10 protein-coding genes are annotated in these 15,738 nt (G+C 52.8%); 4 read left to right on the forward strand and 6 right to left on the reverse strand.

What is annotated here, in order from left to right; all coding sequences use genetic code 11:
* Nucleotides 1–43: 43 nt before the first annotated feature.
* Nucleotides 44–1,009: a 1-phosphofructokinase family hexose kinase gene (locus CSTAT_RS05735; RefSeq protein WP_075722774.1), complete on the reverse strand. Its 966-nt coding sequence runs from the start codon at nt 1,007–1,009 to the stop codon at nt 44–46.
* A gap of 313 nt (nt 1,010–1,322) precedes the next feature.
* Between CSTAT_RS05735 and ptsP the strand changes: the two genes are divergently transcribed.
* Complete coding sequence (gene ptsP, locus CSTAT_RS05740; protein WP_075722775.1) at nt 1,323–3,002, forward strand: phosphoenolpyruvate--protein phosphotransferase; 1,680 nt, start codon at nt 1,323–1,325, stop codon at nt 3,000–3,002.
* A gap of 52 nt (nt 3,003–3,054) precedes the next feature.
* Here the strand turns inward: ptsP and CSTAT_RS05745 are convergent, their stop codons facing one another.
* Nucleotides 3,055–3,849 carry a DeoR/GlpR family DNA-binding transcription regulator gene (locus CSTAT_RS05745; RefSeq protein WP_066793593.1) on the reverse strand — a complete coding sequence of 265 codons (795 nt, stop codon included), beginning with the start codon at nt 3,847–3,849 and terminating at the stop codon, nt 3,055–3,057.
* 429 nt (nt 3,850–4,278) lie between these two features.
* A complete protein-coding gene (gene lexA, locus CSTAT_RS05750; protein ID WP_066841050.1) occupies nt 4,279–4,986 on the reverse strand; it encodes a transcriptional repressor LexA in 708 nt (235 codons plus the stop codon).
* Between the two features lie 835 nt (nt 4,987–5,821).
* Here lexA and nrdR point away from each other — a divergent pair.
* A complete protein-coding gene (nrdR, locus tag CSTAT_RS05755; protein WP_066793608.1) occupies nt 5,822–6,277 on the forward strand; it encodes a transcriptional regulator NrdR in 456 nt (151 codons plus the stop codon).
* Between the two features lie 16 nt (nt 6,278–6,293).
* Here nrdR and hrpA read toward each other — a convergent pair whose 3' ends face one another.
* On the reverse strand, nt 6,294–10,199 hold the full coding sequence (hrpA, locus tag CSTAT_RS05760; protein ID WP_075722776.1) for an ATP-dependent RNA helicase HrpA: 3,906 nt from the start codon (nt 10,197–10,199) through the stop codon (nt 6,294–6,296).
* 176 nt (nt 10,200–10,375) lie between these two features.
* On the opposite strand from hrpA, the gene CSTAT_RS05765 reads away from it, so the two are divergent.
* Nucleotides 10,376–11,422, forward strand: a complete 1,047-nt coding sequence (locus CSTAT_RS05765; RefSeq protein WP_075722777.1) for a hypothetical protein — start codon at nt 10,376–10,378, stop codon at nt 11,420–11,422.
* Between the two features lie 95 nt (nt 11,423–11,517).
* On the opposite strand, the gene CSTAT_RS05770 is transcribed toward CSTAT_RS05765, so the two are convergent.
* On the reverse strand, nt 11,518–12,483 hold the full coding sequence (locus CSTAT_RS05770) for a hydrogen peroxide-inducible genes activator (RefSeq protein WP_066841058.1): 966 nt from the start codon (nt 12,481–12,483) through the stop codon (nt 11,518–11,520).
* 155 nt (nt 12,484–12,638) lie between these two features.
* Between CSTAT_RS05770 and CSTAT_RS05775 the strand changes: the two genes are divergently transcribed.
* On the forward strand, nt 12,639–13,178 hold the full coding sequence (locus CSTAT_RS05775) for a carboxymuconolactone decarboxylase family protein (protein ID WP_075722778.1): 540 nt from the start codon (nt 12,639–12,641) through the stop codon (nt 13,176–13,178).
* Here CSTAT_RS05775 and CSTAT_RS05780 read toward each other — a convergent pair.
* On the reverse strand, nt 13,175–15,718 hold the full coding sequence (locus CSTAT_RS05780) for a DEAD/DEAH box helicase (protein ID WP_075722779.1): 2,544 nt from the start codon (nt 15,716–15,718) through the stop codon (nt 13,175–13,177). The genes CSTAT_RS05775 and CSTAT_RS05780 overlap by 4 nt on opposite strands.
* Nucleotides 15,719–15,738: the final 20 nt, after the last annotated feature.

Here is a 15,738-nt window from a genome sequence, read left to right on the forward strand (position 1 = left end):
GACAGGACTCTCCTTGATTTAAGAAGGGGAAAAAGGGGGCGAATTAATTCAGTTGACGCACATTTGTCTCAGCTAAGTTCAGCATATCCGGAGTCGGAATGGTTGTGCCCGGCAAGGATGTTGCCGCTGAGCCATAAGCAACGGAGTAACGCAGAGATTCAGCAAGGTCATTACCTGCTTCTTGGGCGAGTAAGAACCCGGCTAAAGAACTATCGCCAGCGCCGACGGTAGAGGCAACTTCAATCGGTGGGGGGCTAGCAATCCAAGCCCCAGTCTCGGTAACCAACAAGGCACCGGCTGCGCCGAGCGTTACCAGCACATAGCCCACACCCTGGGCGTTGACCTTGCGAGCAGCTGCAATAACACCGGAGTAATCGCCACCTTCTGCAGCAGCTTCCAAAGCCAAGCCGTCTTCGCCGACTAATTGGCCAAGCTCCAGCCCATTGGGCTTGATGAGATCTGGAGCTGCGGTCGACAGGTTCTTCGCAATCTCCTCCATGGGCTTATCAGAGGTATCAAGGGCAATCTTGACCTGTGGCGCAGATTTCCGTAGGGCGTTTATGGCCGTGACATAGAAATCAACGGGCACTGCATTAGGCAAAGAACCCGCCATCACCACCCACGAGGCGTTGGCAGCAGCGTGGCAGGTAGCATCGATAAGCTGGCTTTGAGCCTGGCTATCTACCGCTGGGCCTTTGCCGTTGAGCTTGGTAGTACGTCCAGAAGTTTCCGTCACCGTGGTGTTGGTGCGGATATTTTCTGCAATTTCAACGGTCGAGATATCGACATTGATGTCATTGACCAAGGAAATGAAAGGATCATTTTCTGCAGCTGGGATGACAGCTACAGCGGATTCTCCCGCCAAAGTCACAGCGTGTGCGACATTGATGCCCTTTCCGCCTGCGGCATTGGTCATACTGGCAGCACGATGAACCGTGCCGGGGGTTAGTGGGGAATCCAAAGCGATCGTCGCATCGATGCTCGGATTTGGAGTCAGGGTCACAATCATAAGGCGCGGGGTTCTCCAAAAGTTAGCTATATTGGGTGCAAAGCTATGGACAAAAGCCAAAAAGCTTGAGTTTCCGAATATATGGCGAATACTTGGGGTAATACTCGAGAAAATACTCAATAATATTGATTGTTGCCCGAATGTGTCCGGTTGTCAATGATATTGTGTGGTTAGTTTGTGGGATACACCATTAAAACCCACATATTTAACTTCACATCTCTAATCCGCATCACCTGTTCGCATTGCACACTCATGCGCCTTCAAGGCGCAGTAGGTGTGCAGGGCGCACAAAGACAAGGGAGAAGAACACACCATGTCAAAGTCCATTAACGGTACTGGCGTTGTTGCCGGCGTTGCCTATGCTCCGGCTGTGTGGGTACGTCCACGACCGGAATTACCTCAACCTGGCGCTTCAATTGCTGAAGATGCACGGGACAGCGAATTCGAGCGCTTCAAGCAAGCCGCCGAAGTCGTCGCCGACCGGCTGACTACGCGTGCGGAAGTTGCTGACGGCCACGCTAAAGAAGTGCTCATCGCTACCGCGGGAATGGCCAAAGACCGCGGCTGGCACAAGGCAGTAAAGAAAAATATTGCCGGTGGACACAACGCTGAATACGCAGTGGTCGGTGCAACCGATAAATTCGTCGCCATGTTTGAAGCCGCCGGGGGAGTAATGGCGGAGCGCACCACCGACTTGCGCGATGTGCGCGACCGCGTGATTGCGCAACTCCGTGGGGAAGATGAACCCGGCTTGCCACATATTGAGGGCGAGGCCGTCCTTTTTGCCGATGACCTAGCCCCAGCCGATACCGCCACTTTGGACACCAATCACGTCAAAGCTCTGGTGACCGAACTAGGTGGTCCTACCAGCCACACGGCAATCATTGCCCGCCAGCTGGATATTCCATGCATCGTTGCCGTGGGCAAATCGCTGCGCGACATCGAATCATCCACCGTCGTCTTTATCGATGGCGCAGTGGGAACCGTGACCACGGATGCCGATGAAGCAGAAGCACACAAGGCCGTCGCCGACTACAAAGTGCGTGCGGAAAAGGTAGCTCAGTGGACAGGTCCTGCTCAAACCAAAGACGGGCATGCAATCCAAGTACTTGCCAATGTGGCTGATGGCAACGCTGCACGTCTAGCAGCGCAGTCCCAAGCAGAAGGTATTGGCCTTTACCGCACCGAACTATCCTTCCTGTCTGCCAGTAGTGAGCCTTCTGTCGATGAGCAGGCCAAGATTTACGGCAAGGTCTTTGATGCGTTCCCAGATTCCAAGGTGGTAGTTCGCACCCTTGATGCTGGTTCGGATAAGCCAATTTCTTATGCGACTTTAGACGATGAAGAAAACCCCGCCCTCGGTGTGCGCGGCCTGCGTATCGCGCGGGATAATGAATCACTGCTTACGCGCCAGCTGGATGCCATTGCCCAAGCAGCAGCACAGCGCAATGAAAAGGCTCAAACCTGGGTCATGGCTCCGATGGTCGCAACCTCGACAGAAGCACAATGGTTTGCTGAACTATGCCGCGAACGTGGTCTGGTGCCTGGCGCGATGGTGGAAGTACCGGCTGCAGCCTTGATGGCCGATACCATCATGCCACACCTAGATTTTGTCTCCATTGGTACCAATGACTTAACCCAGTACACGATGGCGGCTGACCGACTGTCGCCACAGCTGGCCTATCTGACTGACCCCTGGCAGCCAGCAGTGTTGCGTTTGATCCAGCACACCTGCATTGGCGGCGCAGATAACAACGTGCCAGTCGGAGTGTGCGGTGAAGCAGCAGCCGATCCTATCTTGGCCTGCGTGCTTGTGGGCCTGGGCGTGAACTCACTATCGGCAGCATCCACCGCCATAGCCGGTGTGGGTGCACAACTGGCTGAAGTAACCCTTGAGCAGTGCCAGGAAATGGCCGAAGCGGCCATTATGGCTCCCGGTGCACCAGAAGCACGCGAAGCAGTTCGCGCGCTGTTAGACGGCTACGCCTCTTAAGAAAGATTTAAGCAAGCAGGCATCGGGGGAGCCTGCTTGCCAAGTTACTGACTTAGCTACGCGCTAGGTCATCTACGACAACAACATCGATCTCGCGATCCCGTAGTGAATTTAAAAATATCTCTGAGGCACCGCTATCAGTGATGACAACATCAATCTCTGACAAGGAAGCGAAACTGACTAGGTAATCAGTTCCCAACTTGGAAGAGTCACACAGCACCACAACCTTGTGTGCATTGGTGACAAAAGCTGATTTAATCGCGGCCTCTTGCGCATCTGCAGTAGACAAACCGTGATCGAGCGTCAAAGCATTGGTGCCGATAAAAGCCACATCAGCGCGCAGCAGAGCCATGGTGCGCAGCGCAGTATCACCGACGACAGCCTGCGTTATGGCGCGAACCGTACCTCCGAGCAACTGCACATATTGCACCCCATTATTGGCCAAAGACAAAGCGATGGGCAGGCTATTAGAGACAATGGACAGCTGGTGTGCTGCCGGGGTTTGGCCAATGAGGTCAGCCACGGCGCTGGTGGTAGTACCCGCATCTAAAAAGATGCTGCCGGTGCCCTGCGGTAAAAACTCCATCGCTGCCCGGGCAATCGCCATCTTGGCAGTAGTAGCAGAACGCAGCCGAGAATCAAGGGTCAGCTCCGAGGTCTGGAAAGACTGGGAGGCAACAGCACCGCCGTGGACGCGATGCACAACGCCCTCACGGTCCAGCACGGCTAAATCACGACGAATAGTCTCTGCCGTAACGTCGAAGCGCTCGGACAACTCGGTGACGTTGACGCGGCCTTCAACTGCAGTCATTGAAGCAATCTGTCGGCGTCGCTCCTCAGCGTACATTTAGCATCCCTTCCCGCATTGGGCAATAGTCAATTGAAAACTAGGTCACATCGAGCCGTATCGGTATTAAACCCACGTCATGTCTACTCGGTTGGGGTGTAAGAGAGTAAGGCAAAAGCAAATGTGGATTCTTGTCCCAATTGGGGCAGTGTTGTCTCCAGAATGCCATGAAATTCAGAACTAAACACAGATCGTGCACTGTCGCCATGTCACTAATTAGAGCTATAGCCAGTACAGACGCCGGCATTCTTAACGGTCAGCGCGCTAACAGTCACCAAAGCAATGTGGGATTGTCTGTGAATGAGAGCAGAAGCAAACAACCCATTCGGGGGGGGGGGGGGCGTGACATGTCTATCCCACATTTGCCGTCAATAAAAAAAGACCGTATCCCCACTTTCGTGGAAATACGGTCAAAGATCTGCCCAAAAGCTAGATCTTGCGGATAACAGAGACGACCTTGCCCATAATCTTGGCATCATCACCTGGAATGGGGGCAAAAGCCTCATTGTGCGGAAGCAGCCACACGCCACTGGAGTCCTGGTGGAATTCCTTCACGGTGGCTTCTTCGTTGTCTAGCAAAGCTGCAACAAAGTCACCAGATTCAGCTGTTGGCTGGGAGCGGATAATGACCCAGTCGCCGTCCAAGATTGCTGCATCCTTCATGGATTCACCAACTACCTTGAGCATGTAGAGCTCACCCTTGCCTACGATGTCATCGGGCAGTGGGTAGTATGCGTCAACATTCTCTTCCGCGGTAATAGGTGCGCCAGCCGCAATACGTCCAACCACGGGAATGTAACTCACGCTGGAAGCGGTCTCGGGCAAGGCATCTTCAACTACGGGCTCTGCAGCAGGCTTGCGGCCTGGCTTCGATTCATCATCCATAGCAAATTGGCGAAGATCGACAGCGCGAGGCTTATTGGGGTCACGGCGCAAGAAGCCCTTTTGTTCGAGCTGGTTGAGCTGGTAAGCAACCGACGAAGTTGACTGCAGTCCAACCGCATCTCCGATTTCGCGAATGCTTGGTGGATATCCGCGCAGTACGACCGCGTCTTTGATGACTTCGAGAATTCGACGTTGGCGTGGTGAAAGTTCGGAAATGTCGGGCCGGGGAGTAATACCTCGGGGTTTAGCCATTTTAGCTCCTTGGATATCTAAGCCGGTATCCAAAATCTTGGGTACTGGCCGGCTTAGCTCGATTGAACTTAGAACAGTGACTGCGAGATTTTGGTAGACGGTGAAACTTGCCTGTTTTAATCGATACTCCATTTGTATCACGTTTTGCACCCATGTTCGACTATTTCGCGCCCGGTGTGGACAAAGTTTCGAAATCCTGTTATAAATCGAACATAGATAAATAATCGAACAGTTGCGCGAATAGACATCTGGAGTGTCTAGGAAGTTAGATAGTGTCACTTGCGTAACCGAAAGGATAACATCATGGCTATTGCTCTTAATCGCGGAATGCTCATTCAACTCGTTCTTCCTTGAAGTCAATCACACGCGCGGGACAAACTCCTGCTGCATCTGTGTGGGAGCCTGCAGTGCGCGAACCGCGCGTCAACCGAGTCCGAACTCTCGACTCAGTCGCTAGAACACCACAACGAAACGCTTTCGAACAGGCGCGTTCTTTCGAGTCTGTTGAGGCTTCTGAATCTATGAGTCGCTGGGAAAGCGTTCGAAGCAACCTGGCTCTCGGTGCTGTGTTCGGTGCGGCAGTATTTTCTAGCATTTTATTCGCTGGCTTTAATGCCTCAGATGAGCCAGTAACCCCTGCACCAACCGTTAGTTCTTCGTCTTTTTCCCACAGCGTGCAAACTCGCTAAAAGCTTTCCTACACCCGGGCCACATCCCAAACTGATAGACCATTTGGGTAGTCCGTAGTGGATTCGGACAGGGCAGTACACTAGTTCTAGTATTAAAACCCCTCGCACGGTTAGTACGTGTTGGGAATTCTACGTAAGGACGCTTGGTGTACTGCCCATTTTGTCATCATGAACAATCCCGTGTCATTGACTCTCGTGTCATCGATGCCGGCTCATCAATCCGCCGGCGCCGCGAATGCGCATCATGTCGCGGTCGATTTACCACCATTGAAAAAGCCATCCTTCTAGTGGTCAAACGCAATGGCTTAGCAGAGCCCTTTAGCAGCGATAAACTTATCCGCGGTGTTCGCCGAGCATGCCAGGGTCGCGATGTTAGCGATGATGCGCTCAAGCGCTTAGCGCAAGAAGTAGAAGAGCGCGTGCGCAGTCACGGCAGTTCCCAGGTCAATGCCAACGACATTGGTTTAGCGATCTTGGATCCACTGCGTGACCTCGATGAGGTTGCTTACCTGCGCTTTGCATCTGTGTATAAATCTTTCGACAGCGCCGATGATTTCGAATCTGAAATTCGACTTATGCGTCGGCGTGAGCGCGACGTCTAAGCCGAATCGGGATTTCTTAGAGTTTGTCTACAGCCTTTTGAATCCGCCGCAGGGATACGGCATGCGCAGTGCCAAGGCGCTGCGCAAAAAGGGAGACACGCAGCTCTTGTATCATCCAGCGAATAGCTTTGACCTCGCGTGAGCGGGCTCGACCAGCTGGCAGATTACGCAGCTTATTGTCCAAGTAGGCATTGGCACTGTCGATCTCTGCCTGACGGTCAGCATCCTTGTCTGGGTCATGGCCCATTTCTTCCAAGCGGATGAGCATTGCTTGCAAATAGCGGGGGAGATGCCGCAAGTGCTCAATGCCGTGAATAGTCACTGCATGCTTCGGTAGCAGAAATTCTATTTGTTTGACCATGTCATCAATTGCAGGCCCAGTCCACTTCTTCAGCTCATCGGCTACGCGTGAGTATTGCACCATCGCAGGCGCTAAAGCAACGATGGATTGCCGTACACGCCCAGGCACCTGTGGCTTAACCTTTTCTTTTAAAGCCTTGAACTTATCAGGAGAGCGAACAGGTCCGCCGGCGTCCATCATGACATCGCGAATTGCGGCAACGCGCGCATCATTGACCAACTCCTCAGCGCCATAGTTATCGATGGCCACACGCTGCTGTAGAGGCAAACCCTTGATCATCTGCGATGTGTTCACGGAGATTTCACGCATGAGCAAAGTCAGCGTGGTTGTTATCATCGCGGAGTCAGCTGCGGCTTTCGTCGCGTGGACTTTAACGGCAATTCCATCTGGTGTGGTCACTAGTGCCGGGTATGCGACAACCTCGTGGCCATCGACCACGGTGGCGACTTCTTCGTCCACGCTGCCTAGAGTCTCTTCTGTCCATTCGTTAACAGCAGCAGACTCTTGGGCACGGCCGAGCTGCGATACTGAAGAACTAATGGATCCTGCTTGGCGCTTGACCAGCTGAGCTAAGTCCCTATCCGAGTCAATAACCTTGCCCTTTTTGTCCACTGCAGCGAAGTTGAACTTCAAGTGTGCGGGCAAAGCCTCAGGCCGGAAGTCGGAAGCAGAGATTCCTGAACCGCCTAAATCGCGCAAGACATCAGCTAATTGCTGCACTAAGCGTCCTTGATAAGGGATCAACTTATCCAAAGCCCGGCGCGCAAATTCTGGCACGGGTACCACGGAGCGGCGCAAAGCCTTCGGCAATGTGCGCATCAACTCTGTGACAAGTTCTTCTCGCAAGCCCGGCACGAGCCAATCGAAGCCCTCTTTGTCTAAGCCCGCTAATAGTGGCACGGGCACCATTAAGGTGACGCCGTCCATGACGTCGCCTGGTTCGAAGCGATAGGTCAACTCCAAGTCAATGGAGCCTTGCTTCCAATGATCAGGAAAGGCATCCTCGGTAACTGCTGAATCGTCGTTGAGTAGTTCTTCGGGGTCAAAGTCTAAGAGCGAGGGATTTTTGTGGCGTTCCTTCTTCCACCATGAGTCGAAGTAGCGCCCAGTTGTAATCTTGGCCGGCAGGCGCTTGTCGTAGAACTCAAAGAGCGTATCTTCGTCGACAACAATGCCGCGTCGGCGTGCTTTTTCCTCATACTGGCTTGCATCATCAAGCTTCTTGACGTTGTCGTGGAAGAAGTGGTGGTGGGTATTCCAGTTGCCACCAATCAGTGCTTCTCGAATAAACATATCGCGAGCAGCCACCGGATCGATGCGGTGATACGGCACAAGGCGGTCAGCTACGACCGTGACGCCGTAGAGCGTAGAGCGCTGCGTTGCCATGGCGGCTGCACGTTTAGTGGACCACGTTGGTTCGGAATAGTTGTGACGCAGGAGATTCCCAGCCAAAGACTCCACCCATGCCGGGTCAATCTTGGCTACATCGCGTGCCCAGAGACGTGAAGTCTCCACGAGCTCTGCAGCCATAATGAACTCTGGTGGCTTCTTTGCAAGAGCCGAACCAGGGAAGATTAAGAACTTTGTATTACGTGCGCCATAGAATTCCTTGGAATTGCCATCGCGGGCACCGATATTAGACAACAGACCCGAAAGCAAGGACTGGTGGATTTGGTCATCGCGGCGATTGGTCTCTGTAGCAGTCCAGCCCATCTGCTTGGTAACCCCTTGCAGCTGGCGCACCAAGTCGAACCATTCTCGGATGCGCATGTAGTGCAAAAATTCTTTTTTCATGCGCTTACGGAAGGCATTGCCCGACATTTCATCGCGAGAATCCTGGATGTAATCCCACAGCTTAAGTATGGACAGGAAATCAGAGGTTTTATCTTTAAAGCGCGCGTGCGCCTGATCCGCTTGTGCCTGGAATTCAAGGGGACGCTCGCGCACATCCTGGATGGTCATGGCAGCGACGATCACCATGACATCGTTAAGCACTCCCAGCTTGTGAGCTTCGACCAGCATGCGTGCCATGCGCGGATCAACCGGGATGCGTGCCAGGTCTTTGCCCACGGTGGTCAGCTTTGGCAGCCCATCCTGCTCCTCGTCTTCTAGGGCCGATAGCTCGTGCAAAACCATCAGGCCATCGCGAATAGCTTTGGGCTCAGGGGGTTGGACAAAGGGGAATTTCTCGATCGCGCCCAAACGCAGCGAGACCATTTGCAAGATGACACTCGCTAGGTTGGTGCGCAAGATCTCCGGGTCCGTAAATTCAGGACGCGATGAGAAGTCTTCTTCGGAGTAAAGACGAATGGCGATGCCGTCGGCGACACGGCCACAGCGGCCCGAGCGCTGATTGGCTGAAGCTTGTGAAATCGGTTCAATGGGCAGGCGTTGAACCTTCGTGCGCGTGGAGTAGCGAGAGATACGCGCGGTGCCAGTATCCACGACATAGTGAATGCCGGGGACCGTCAGAGAAGTTTCAGCGATATTGGTTGCTAAGACAATGCGGCGGGAAGAATGCGGGCTAAAGACGCGGTGCTGTTCTTGGTTAGACAAGCGCCCATACAGGGGAGTGACTTCCACCGCGCGCCAGTGGCGTGCCTCAATAGCCTCCATGGCGTCGCGGATATCACGCTCTCCTGGGAAGAAACAGAGGATATCTCCACTGCCTTCTTTCATAAGCTCAGCGATCGCCTCACACAATCCATCGAGTGGATCTTGATCGACTAACTTGCCCTCGTGCTCAAACTGCAAGGGGCGATAGCGAATCTCGACAGGGTACGTACGCCCCGATACCTCAATGATTGGAGCTGGTTTGCCTTCTTGATCGGCAAAGTGCTCAGCAAAGCGCTCCGGGTCAATGGTTGCAGAGGTAATGATGACTTTCAGATCTGGCCGACGCGGCAAAAGCCTCTTGAGGTAGCCCAGAAGAAAGTCGATATTTAAAGAGCGTTCATGCGCTTCATCGATGATGATCGTGTCATAGGCTTTCAGGAAACGATCCCTTTGCATCTCCGCCAACAAGATACCGTCGGTCATCAGCTTTACAGCAGTGGTATCTGTTACTCGGTCATCAAAACGAATCGCATAACCGACCGATTCGCCCACATTTTGGCCTAGTTCATCAGCGATACGCTCAGCGACGGTGCGCGCAGCTAGTCGACGGGGCTGCGTGTGCCCGATTAAGCCGCGACGTCCGCGACCGAGTTCTAAACAAATCTTCGGGATCTGCGTGGTTTTGCCTGAACCGGTTTCACCAGCGATGATGACCACTTGATTTTTAGCAATCGCTTCTGCAATGTCATCTTTACGGGCACTAACCGGCAAAGCTTCGGGATATTCAATGGCTGGCACGTGGGCATCGATAAGCTCAACGCGTCCGACCGCTTTATCGATATCCGCGCCAATGGCTGCAAGTGCCTGTGGAGCACGTGCTTTGCTTAAGCGACGGCGAAAAGAGCGCTCATCCGTCAAAGGGACTTGCGCTAAACGCTCATACAACTGGTTACGGGTTGGAGCGCTGGAAGATTTAGGGGAATTACCGCTTCGTGAGTTACTCATGGCTAGTGGGAAATGATACCCGCAATTAGATTCTTTCCCCACTTGCTAAAAGCACAGGGGAGCGTTCCAGAAAGTTCCGTGTATGAAACAATTAGAAATATGCTGAGGCGGTAGCGTGGGAGGAAAGCGCCGCACAGGCAACGCAAAAGAGACAATCGAGGGAGTAGGAGTAGAAATTGAGCACTCCATATAACGGTGGGAACAACGACCACGGCAATGAGCCTGATGGTAACGGCGATGACGGATTTGGGGATCTGCCGCGCTACGGTGCAACCAACCACCCTGAGGACCAACCTGGGTACGGAAAATCAGAGCCCAACTATTCCTCCGGCTATGACTCCGCCTACGGCACAAATGGCTATAGCGGCGCCCAATTCGGTGGCCCAGGCTATTCAGGCCAGCCTGAAAATGCTGCTGGCTATTCCAACAACCTCGTGCAAACCAATGGCCAACTACAGATTTTCAGCGCCATTGGCTTCGGATTCAAGCGTACATTCTCTAACGGCAAGCTGTGGTTGTTGGGAGCGCTAGCTTTCCTTGCCTTGTCTGTAGTCCTAGGTTTCATCGCCGGTGCCTTCAACGCACCTGTATCAACTAATGGCAGCATGCAAATCGGGACGGATATTGCGAGCAATATCGTCGGATTGCTCACTTTGCTGCTGATGCCTTTCCTCTACCGCCTAGCAACCCATGAAGTTGATACCCGTGCGACCGGATGGTCCTCCATTGGCAAAGACGTCCATTACTGGCCAGCAATCGCCATTACCGTAATTTTGTGGCTAATTAGCCTGGTAATCACGTTCCTCTTCATCGACCAAGCATTCAATGACTTTATCGCCCAAGTAGAAGCTGCGGGCACAGATGAACAAGCAGTTATCAACGCAGTGAATGAGAATGTGGGTAGCTTGCTTGGCCTATCTGCCCTGTTACTCTTTGGCACTTTGTTGCTCACCCCGCTGTATCAGCTGATGGTCTGGTATGCCGCTGATGGGCGCGCCGGGTTCGGTCAAGCAATTGTCCAAGGGTTTAAAGCAGGCGCTTCGAACTACCTGCGCTTGCTTGGCTTTAACGTAGTCATGGGCATTATTATGTTCTTCATCATTATGGCCACCTTCGGCATCGGCACCATCATTGCGCTGCCGGTATATCTCCTTGCGCAAGCACACGCCTACCGCCAAATTGCGGGCGGACCAGTTCCCGACGACAGCATCGTGCGCCGGTAATAATGGTCAAGTAGAAATAGGCGCATAAACAAACGCACTGTGGATTCGAATTCCACAGTGCTTTTTATTTGCTCGGCGTGATTAAGATATCTGGCTTAACCGATTTTTTCTGCCAAGACTTTGCGGGAGCGCGCAACGGCTGCCTCGAAGGCCTGGACAACAAGCTCCCCAAAGTGGCGGAATTCTTCGCTCCGCGCTGCAGATGCGCGAAAGACCAAGCCGATTTCACGCTCGGCAACAACATCATCCCTAAATGTTGCGAGGCTGAGTTTATCGTTGGTGTACTCCGTCGCAATCGCAGATTCTGGCAAGAGAGTAGAGCCAAGTCCGCCCAGAACCAACTGGATAATCGTGGTCAATGATGACGCACGGGTAATGGAGTTGGTGGCATCAGATGGGTTGAGATCCGCGCGGCGGCACAAGTCCATGATTTGGTCTCGCAAGCAATGGCCATCATCGAGAAGCAATAGCTCTAAATCTTTAATCTGGGACAAAGTCACATCAGTATGACCGGATAGAGGATGACCTTCCGGAAGCACAATTGAAAAACGCTCACGGTACAAAGGCACAGAGACCAACCCAGAGCCTTCTGCCGGCAAGGCAATGATAGCCATATCCAGCTGCCCGTCACGAAGCTTCTGCGTTAGGTGAGTGGTTTGTTCCTCGACAATGCGAGGCTCAAGATCAGGAAACTGCGTCTTGATATCAGTCAAGATTTGTGGCAAGACATAGGGAGTAACCGTCGGGATCATGCCGATGGTCAACGGGCCCGCGAGTTCTCCATGAGTACCGCGCGCATGCGTGAGGAAGATATCAGCTGCTTCCAACGTAGCTTTCGCATAAGGCAAAAGGCGCTCCCCAGCAGAAGTGACGATAACCTTGCGAGTTGAGCGCTCAATGAGCTGAATTTCGAGTCCTTGCTCAAGCGCGACCAAAGCTTGGGAGAGGGAAGGCTGAGAAATCCTCAGCTTCTGAGCGGCCGTACCAAAGTGCTTATTCTCCGCAATGGTAACGAAGGTCCGCAGCTGCGCCAGGGTAGGACGGTACTCTTTATCGAACATGCCTATAACTCTACACGAGCAGCATATGCAAACTATAAATGCAGGTGCTATTGATAATGGTTTCAACTATATGCAGGTTAAGTGGAGATAAATTTCATACACGTGATTAGTATTGGGTAAAAAATTTTTAAGAATTGATAAAGGCGGCGAATATAATGGAAAATCCAGAACTGCGGGATTTGAAACAAAGAATTCCCCACTATGCCAAAAGCCAACAGCGCAACTTAAAAGTGTTGCTCAATTCTTCGGTGCTTACGCCGCGGCAAAAGTGGGGATGCTTGCTTGTATCCGCGGCGCTATCCAAAAACGCCTATTTGCTCAAGACTATCGATGCCCAATCCCAGAAGTTTCTAAGCGATACGGCCAAAGAAGCTGCTCTGGCATGTATCGCCACAATGACGTTGAACAATTGCGGGTTTAGAGCCAAGCACTGGTTGGGCACCGATTTTGAAGACGTGAGATTTGGGCTGCGCAACACCGTGGATTTAAAGCCAGGTATCAGCCAGGCAGACTACGAAGTCTGGGCAATCGCAGCTTCCGCGATAAATGACTGTGAACAGTGCATTCAAGCTCACAGTCAAACCGGTCAGGACGAAGGCCTAAAAATTGAACAATTATGGGAAGCCGTCAAGATTGCTTCTGTTATTAGCTCGCTTGCGCAAATCTTGCACGTTCACGAGGTAATAGATAACTAGTACTCGATTCTTAGGCTGGATAGACGAACTTCACCGGCTTCATCAGAAGCATCCAAATCAACGGTCGCTACCAACTGATATCCATGATCGCCTGCTGGATCTTTGATAATCTGGCGTACCTCCCAAGCCCTGCCTGAGGTATCTCCCAGTCTGAAGAATTCCTTTCCGCGTGCTTCCGGGCCGGTTTCCATGTCGTCATACTCATCGAAGTAATCATCCAAGGCAGCTCCGAAATCAGGGATGTCCTCAAGATAATCCAGCATCTCTTCCAGACGGTCTTCTTTTTCGAAGGCAAAAAGCTGCACGATGCGGAAGAGATAGTTGCGAACCATGATCGTAAAAGCGCGGCGGTTGGACGTTAATAGCGTCGGGTCCTCGACGCCGAAAGCTAGCTCGCGGTCGAGCGTTTCTTGAGAAATCGGGGAGTCTTCCCCGGTCATCTCTGCCCACTCATCGACCAGCGAGGAGTCCACTTGGCGGATAAGCTCTCCCAGCCAAGTGATGACATCGGATAGCTCCTCAGTCATGTACTCATCCGGAATTGATTGACGCAAGGTCCGCCACGCATCGGTGAGATAGCGCAAGATTACGCCTTCCGAACGGGCCAGCCCATAGCTAGCCACCAGATCGGAGAAAGTCATTGCGCTTTCGAGCATGTCACGAACGACAGACTTAGGCGCTAGCTCAAATTCCTTTACCCACGGATTCGACTCTGCAAAGGTGTCATAGGCTTGCTCTAGCAATTCTTCTAGCGGCTTTGGCCAGGTGATATCTTCTACGATCGCCATGCGTTCGGTGTAGTCAACGCCGTCAGCTTTGAGCGCAGCGATTTCTTCGCCACGTCGCTGCGACTGTTGAGCTTGTAAGACCTGGCGCGGATTATCCAGAATCGATTCGAAGACAGAGATGACGTCGAGATAAAAAGTCGGTGACTCCTTATCCAACAACGACAGTGCAGCGAGCGCAAACGGCGACAGCGGCTGATTTAACGCAAAGTCACGCGGAAGCTCACGCACTAGGTGGTAGGGGCGTCCGTAGATATCCAAGCCCTTGGTAGAACGCTGCACAAGCCCTGCGTTCAGCAAGCCACGGAAGAGATCCAGTGCAGTCAAAATATGCTTGTTTTGCTGCACGCGGGTGTCATGGTTAGTGCGCAGCAAATGTTTCATGTGCTCATAGCCATCACCATGACGGGCTAAGACATTGAGCAGCATGGAGTTAGAGACTCGAAACTGCGAGGTCAATTGCTCAGGCTCTGCATGAATGATGCGATCAAAAGTTTTCTCTGACCACGTCACTGTGCCATCACGCGGGGCCTTCTTCTTCAGCTTTTTCAACTTGGCAGGGTCAGAAGAGAGACGCTGGCGAGCTTTCGCATTTTCAATCTCATGCTCGGGTGCTTCTACAACCACGGTGCCTTCCGTGTCATAGCCTGCACGACCCGCACGACCCGCAATCTGGTGGAACTCGCGGGACTTCAAGATCCGTTCGCGACGACCATCGTATTTTGCCAGGCCAGTCATAAGCACTGTGCGGATGGGAACGTTAATACCCACGCCGAGAGTATCCGTACCGCAGATTACTTTGAGCAGGCCTTTTTGTGCCAGACGCTCGACCAAACGGCGATATTTAGGCAGCATGCCAGCATGGTGAACACCAATGCCGCGACGCACCAACTTGGATAAATCCTTGCCAAAAGCGGTGGTGAAACGGAAAGTGCCAATCTCTTCTGCGATGCGCTGCTTTTCTTCCGGAGTTATCAGCCCAGATAGGGAAGTAAGCGCCTGTGCACGCTCAGAAGCCTCGCGCTGAGAGAAATGCACAATATAGATAGGGGCCTTTCCAGCATCCAAAAGCTCTTGCACAGTTTCATGAACTGCCAAGAAGGTATAGGAGAAATCCAATGGAACTGGGCGAGTGGTGCCACCTACGAAAGTGGTTTTGCGCCCAGTTCGTTGGGTGAGATCTTTTTCTAGCCACTCGGTATTGCCCAAGGTTGCGGACATTAGCAAAAATTGCGCCTTGGGCAGCTCCAGCAAGGGAACTTGCCATGCCCAGCCGCGGTCCGGCTCGGAGTAGTAGTGAAATTCATCCATTACTACTTGGTCGATTTTTGCTTCTGCACCATCACGCAGCGCGATATTGGCAACGATTTCGGCAGTGGCGGCGATAATGGGCGCATTCCCGTTGACCGTGGCATCACCGGTCATCATGCCGACATTCTCTGGGCCAAAGATTTCACACAGGGCAAAGAATTTTTCGCTCACCAAAGCTTTAATCGGCGCAGTATAAAAGGACCGCTGGCCGCGTGCCATCGCAATAAAGTGCGCGGCATTGGCCACCATGGATTTACCGGAGCCAGTCGGAGTTGCGAGGATGACGTTATCGCCGGCTAACAGTGCAAGCGATGCTTCTTCCTGGGCGGGGTAGAGAGAAATCCCTCGCTGATCGGTCCACGAGACAAATGTGTCCCAAACCGCGTCATCAACGAGGGATTCAGGTACTTCTTGCAAGTCAGGCAGCATCTGGGAGAGGTTCACCCATCCCAGCTTAGCTACGT

The sequence above is a fragment of the Corynebacterium stationis genome (assembly GCF_001941345.1).
GTDB lineage: Bacteria > Actinomycetota > Actinomycetes > Mycobacteriales > Mycobacteriaceae > Corynebacterium > Corynebacterium stationis.

Bases quoted from the DNA above. Each gene is read 5' to 3' on its own strand.
- CSTAT_RS05735 (WP_075722774.1), bottom strand. From the start codon at position 1,009: ATGATTGTGACCCTGACTCCAAATCCGAGCATCGATGCGACGATCGCT.
- ptsP (WP_075722775.1), top strand. From the start codon at position 1,323: ATGTCAAAGTCCATTAACGGTACTGGCGTTGTTGCCGGCGTTGCCTAT.
- CSTAT_RS05745 (WP_066793593.1), bottom strand. From the start codon at position 3,849: ATGTACGCTGAGGAGCGACGCCGACAGATTGCTTCAATGACTGCAGTT.
- lexA (WP_066841050.1), bottom strand. From the start codon at position 4,986: ATGGCTAAACCCCGAGGTATTACTCCCCGGCCCGACATTTCCGAACTT.
- hrpA (WP_075722776.1), bottom strand. From the start codon at position 10,199: ATGAGTAACTCACGAAGCGGTAATTCCCCTAAATCTTCCAGCGCTCCA.
- CSTAT_RS05770 (WP_066841058.1), bottom strand. From the start codon at position 12,483: ATGTTCGATAAAGAGTACCGTCCTACCCTGGCGCAGCTGCGGACCTTC.
- CSTAT_RS05775 (WP_075722778.1), top strand. From the start codon at position 12,639: ATGGAAAATCCAGAACTGCGGGATTTGAAACAAAGAATTCCCCACTAT.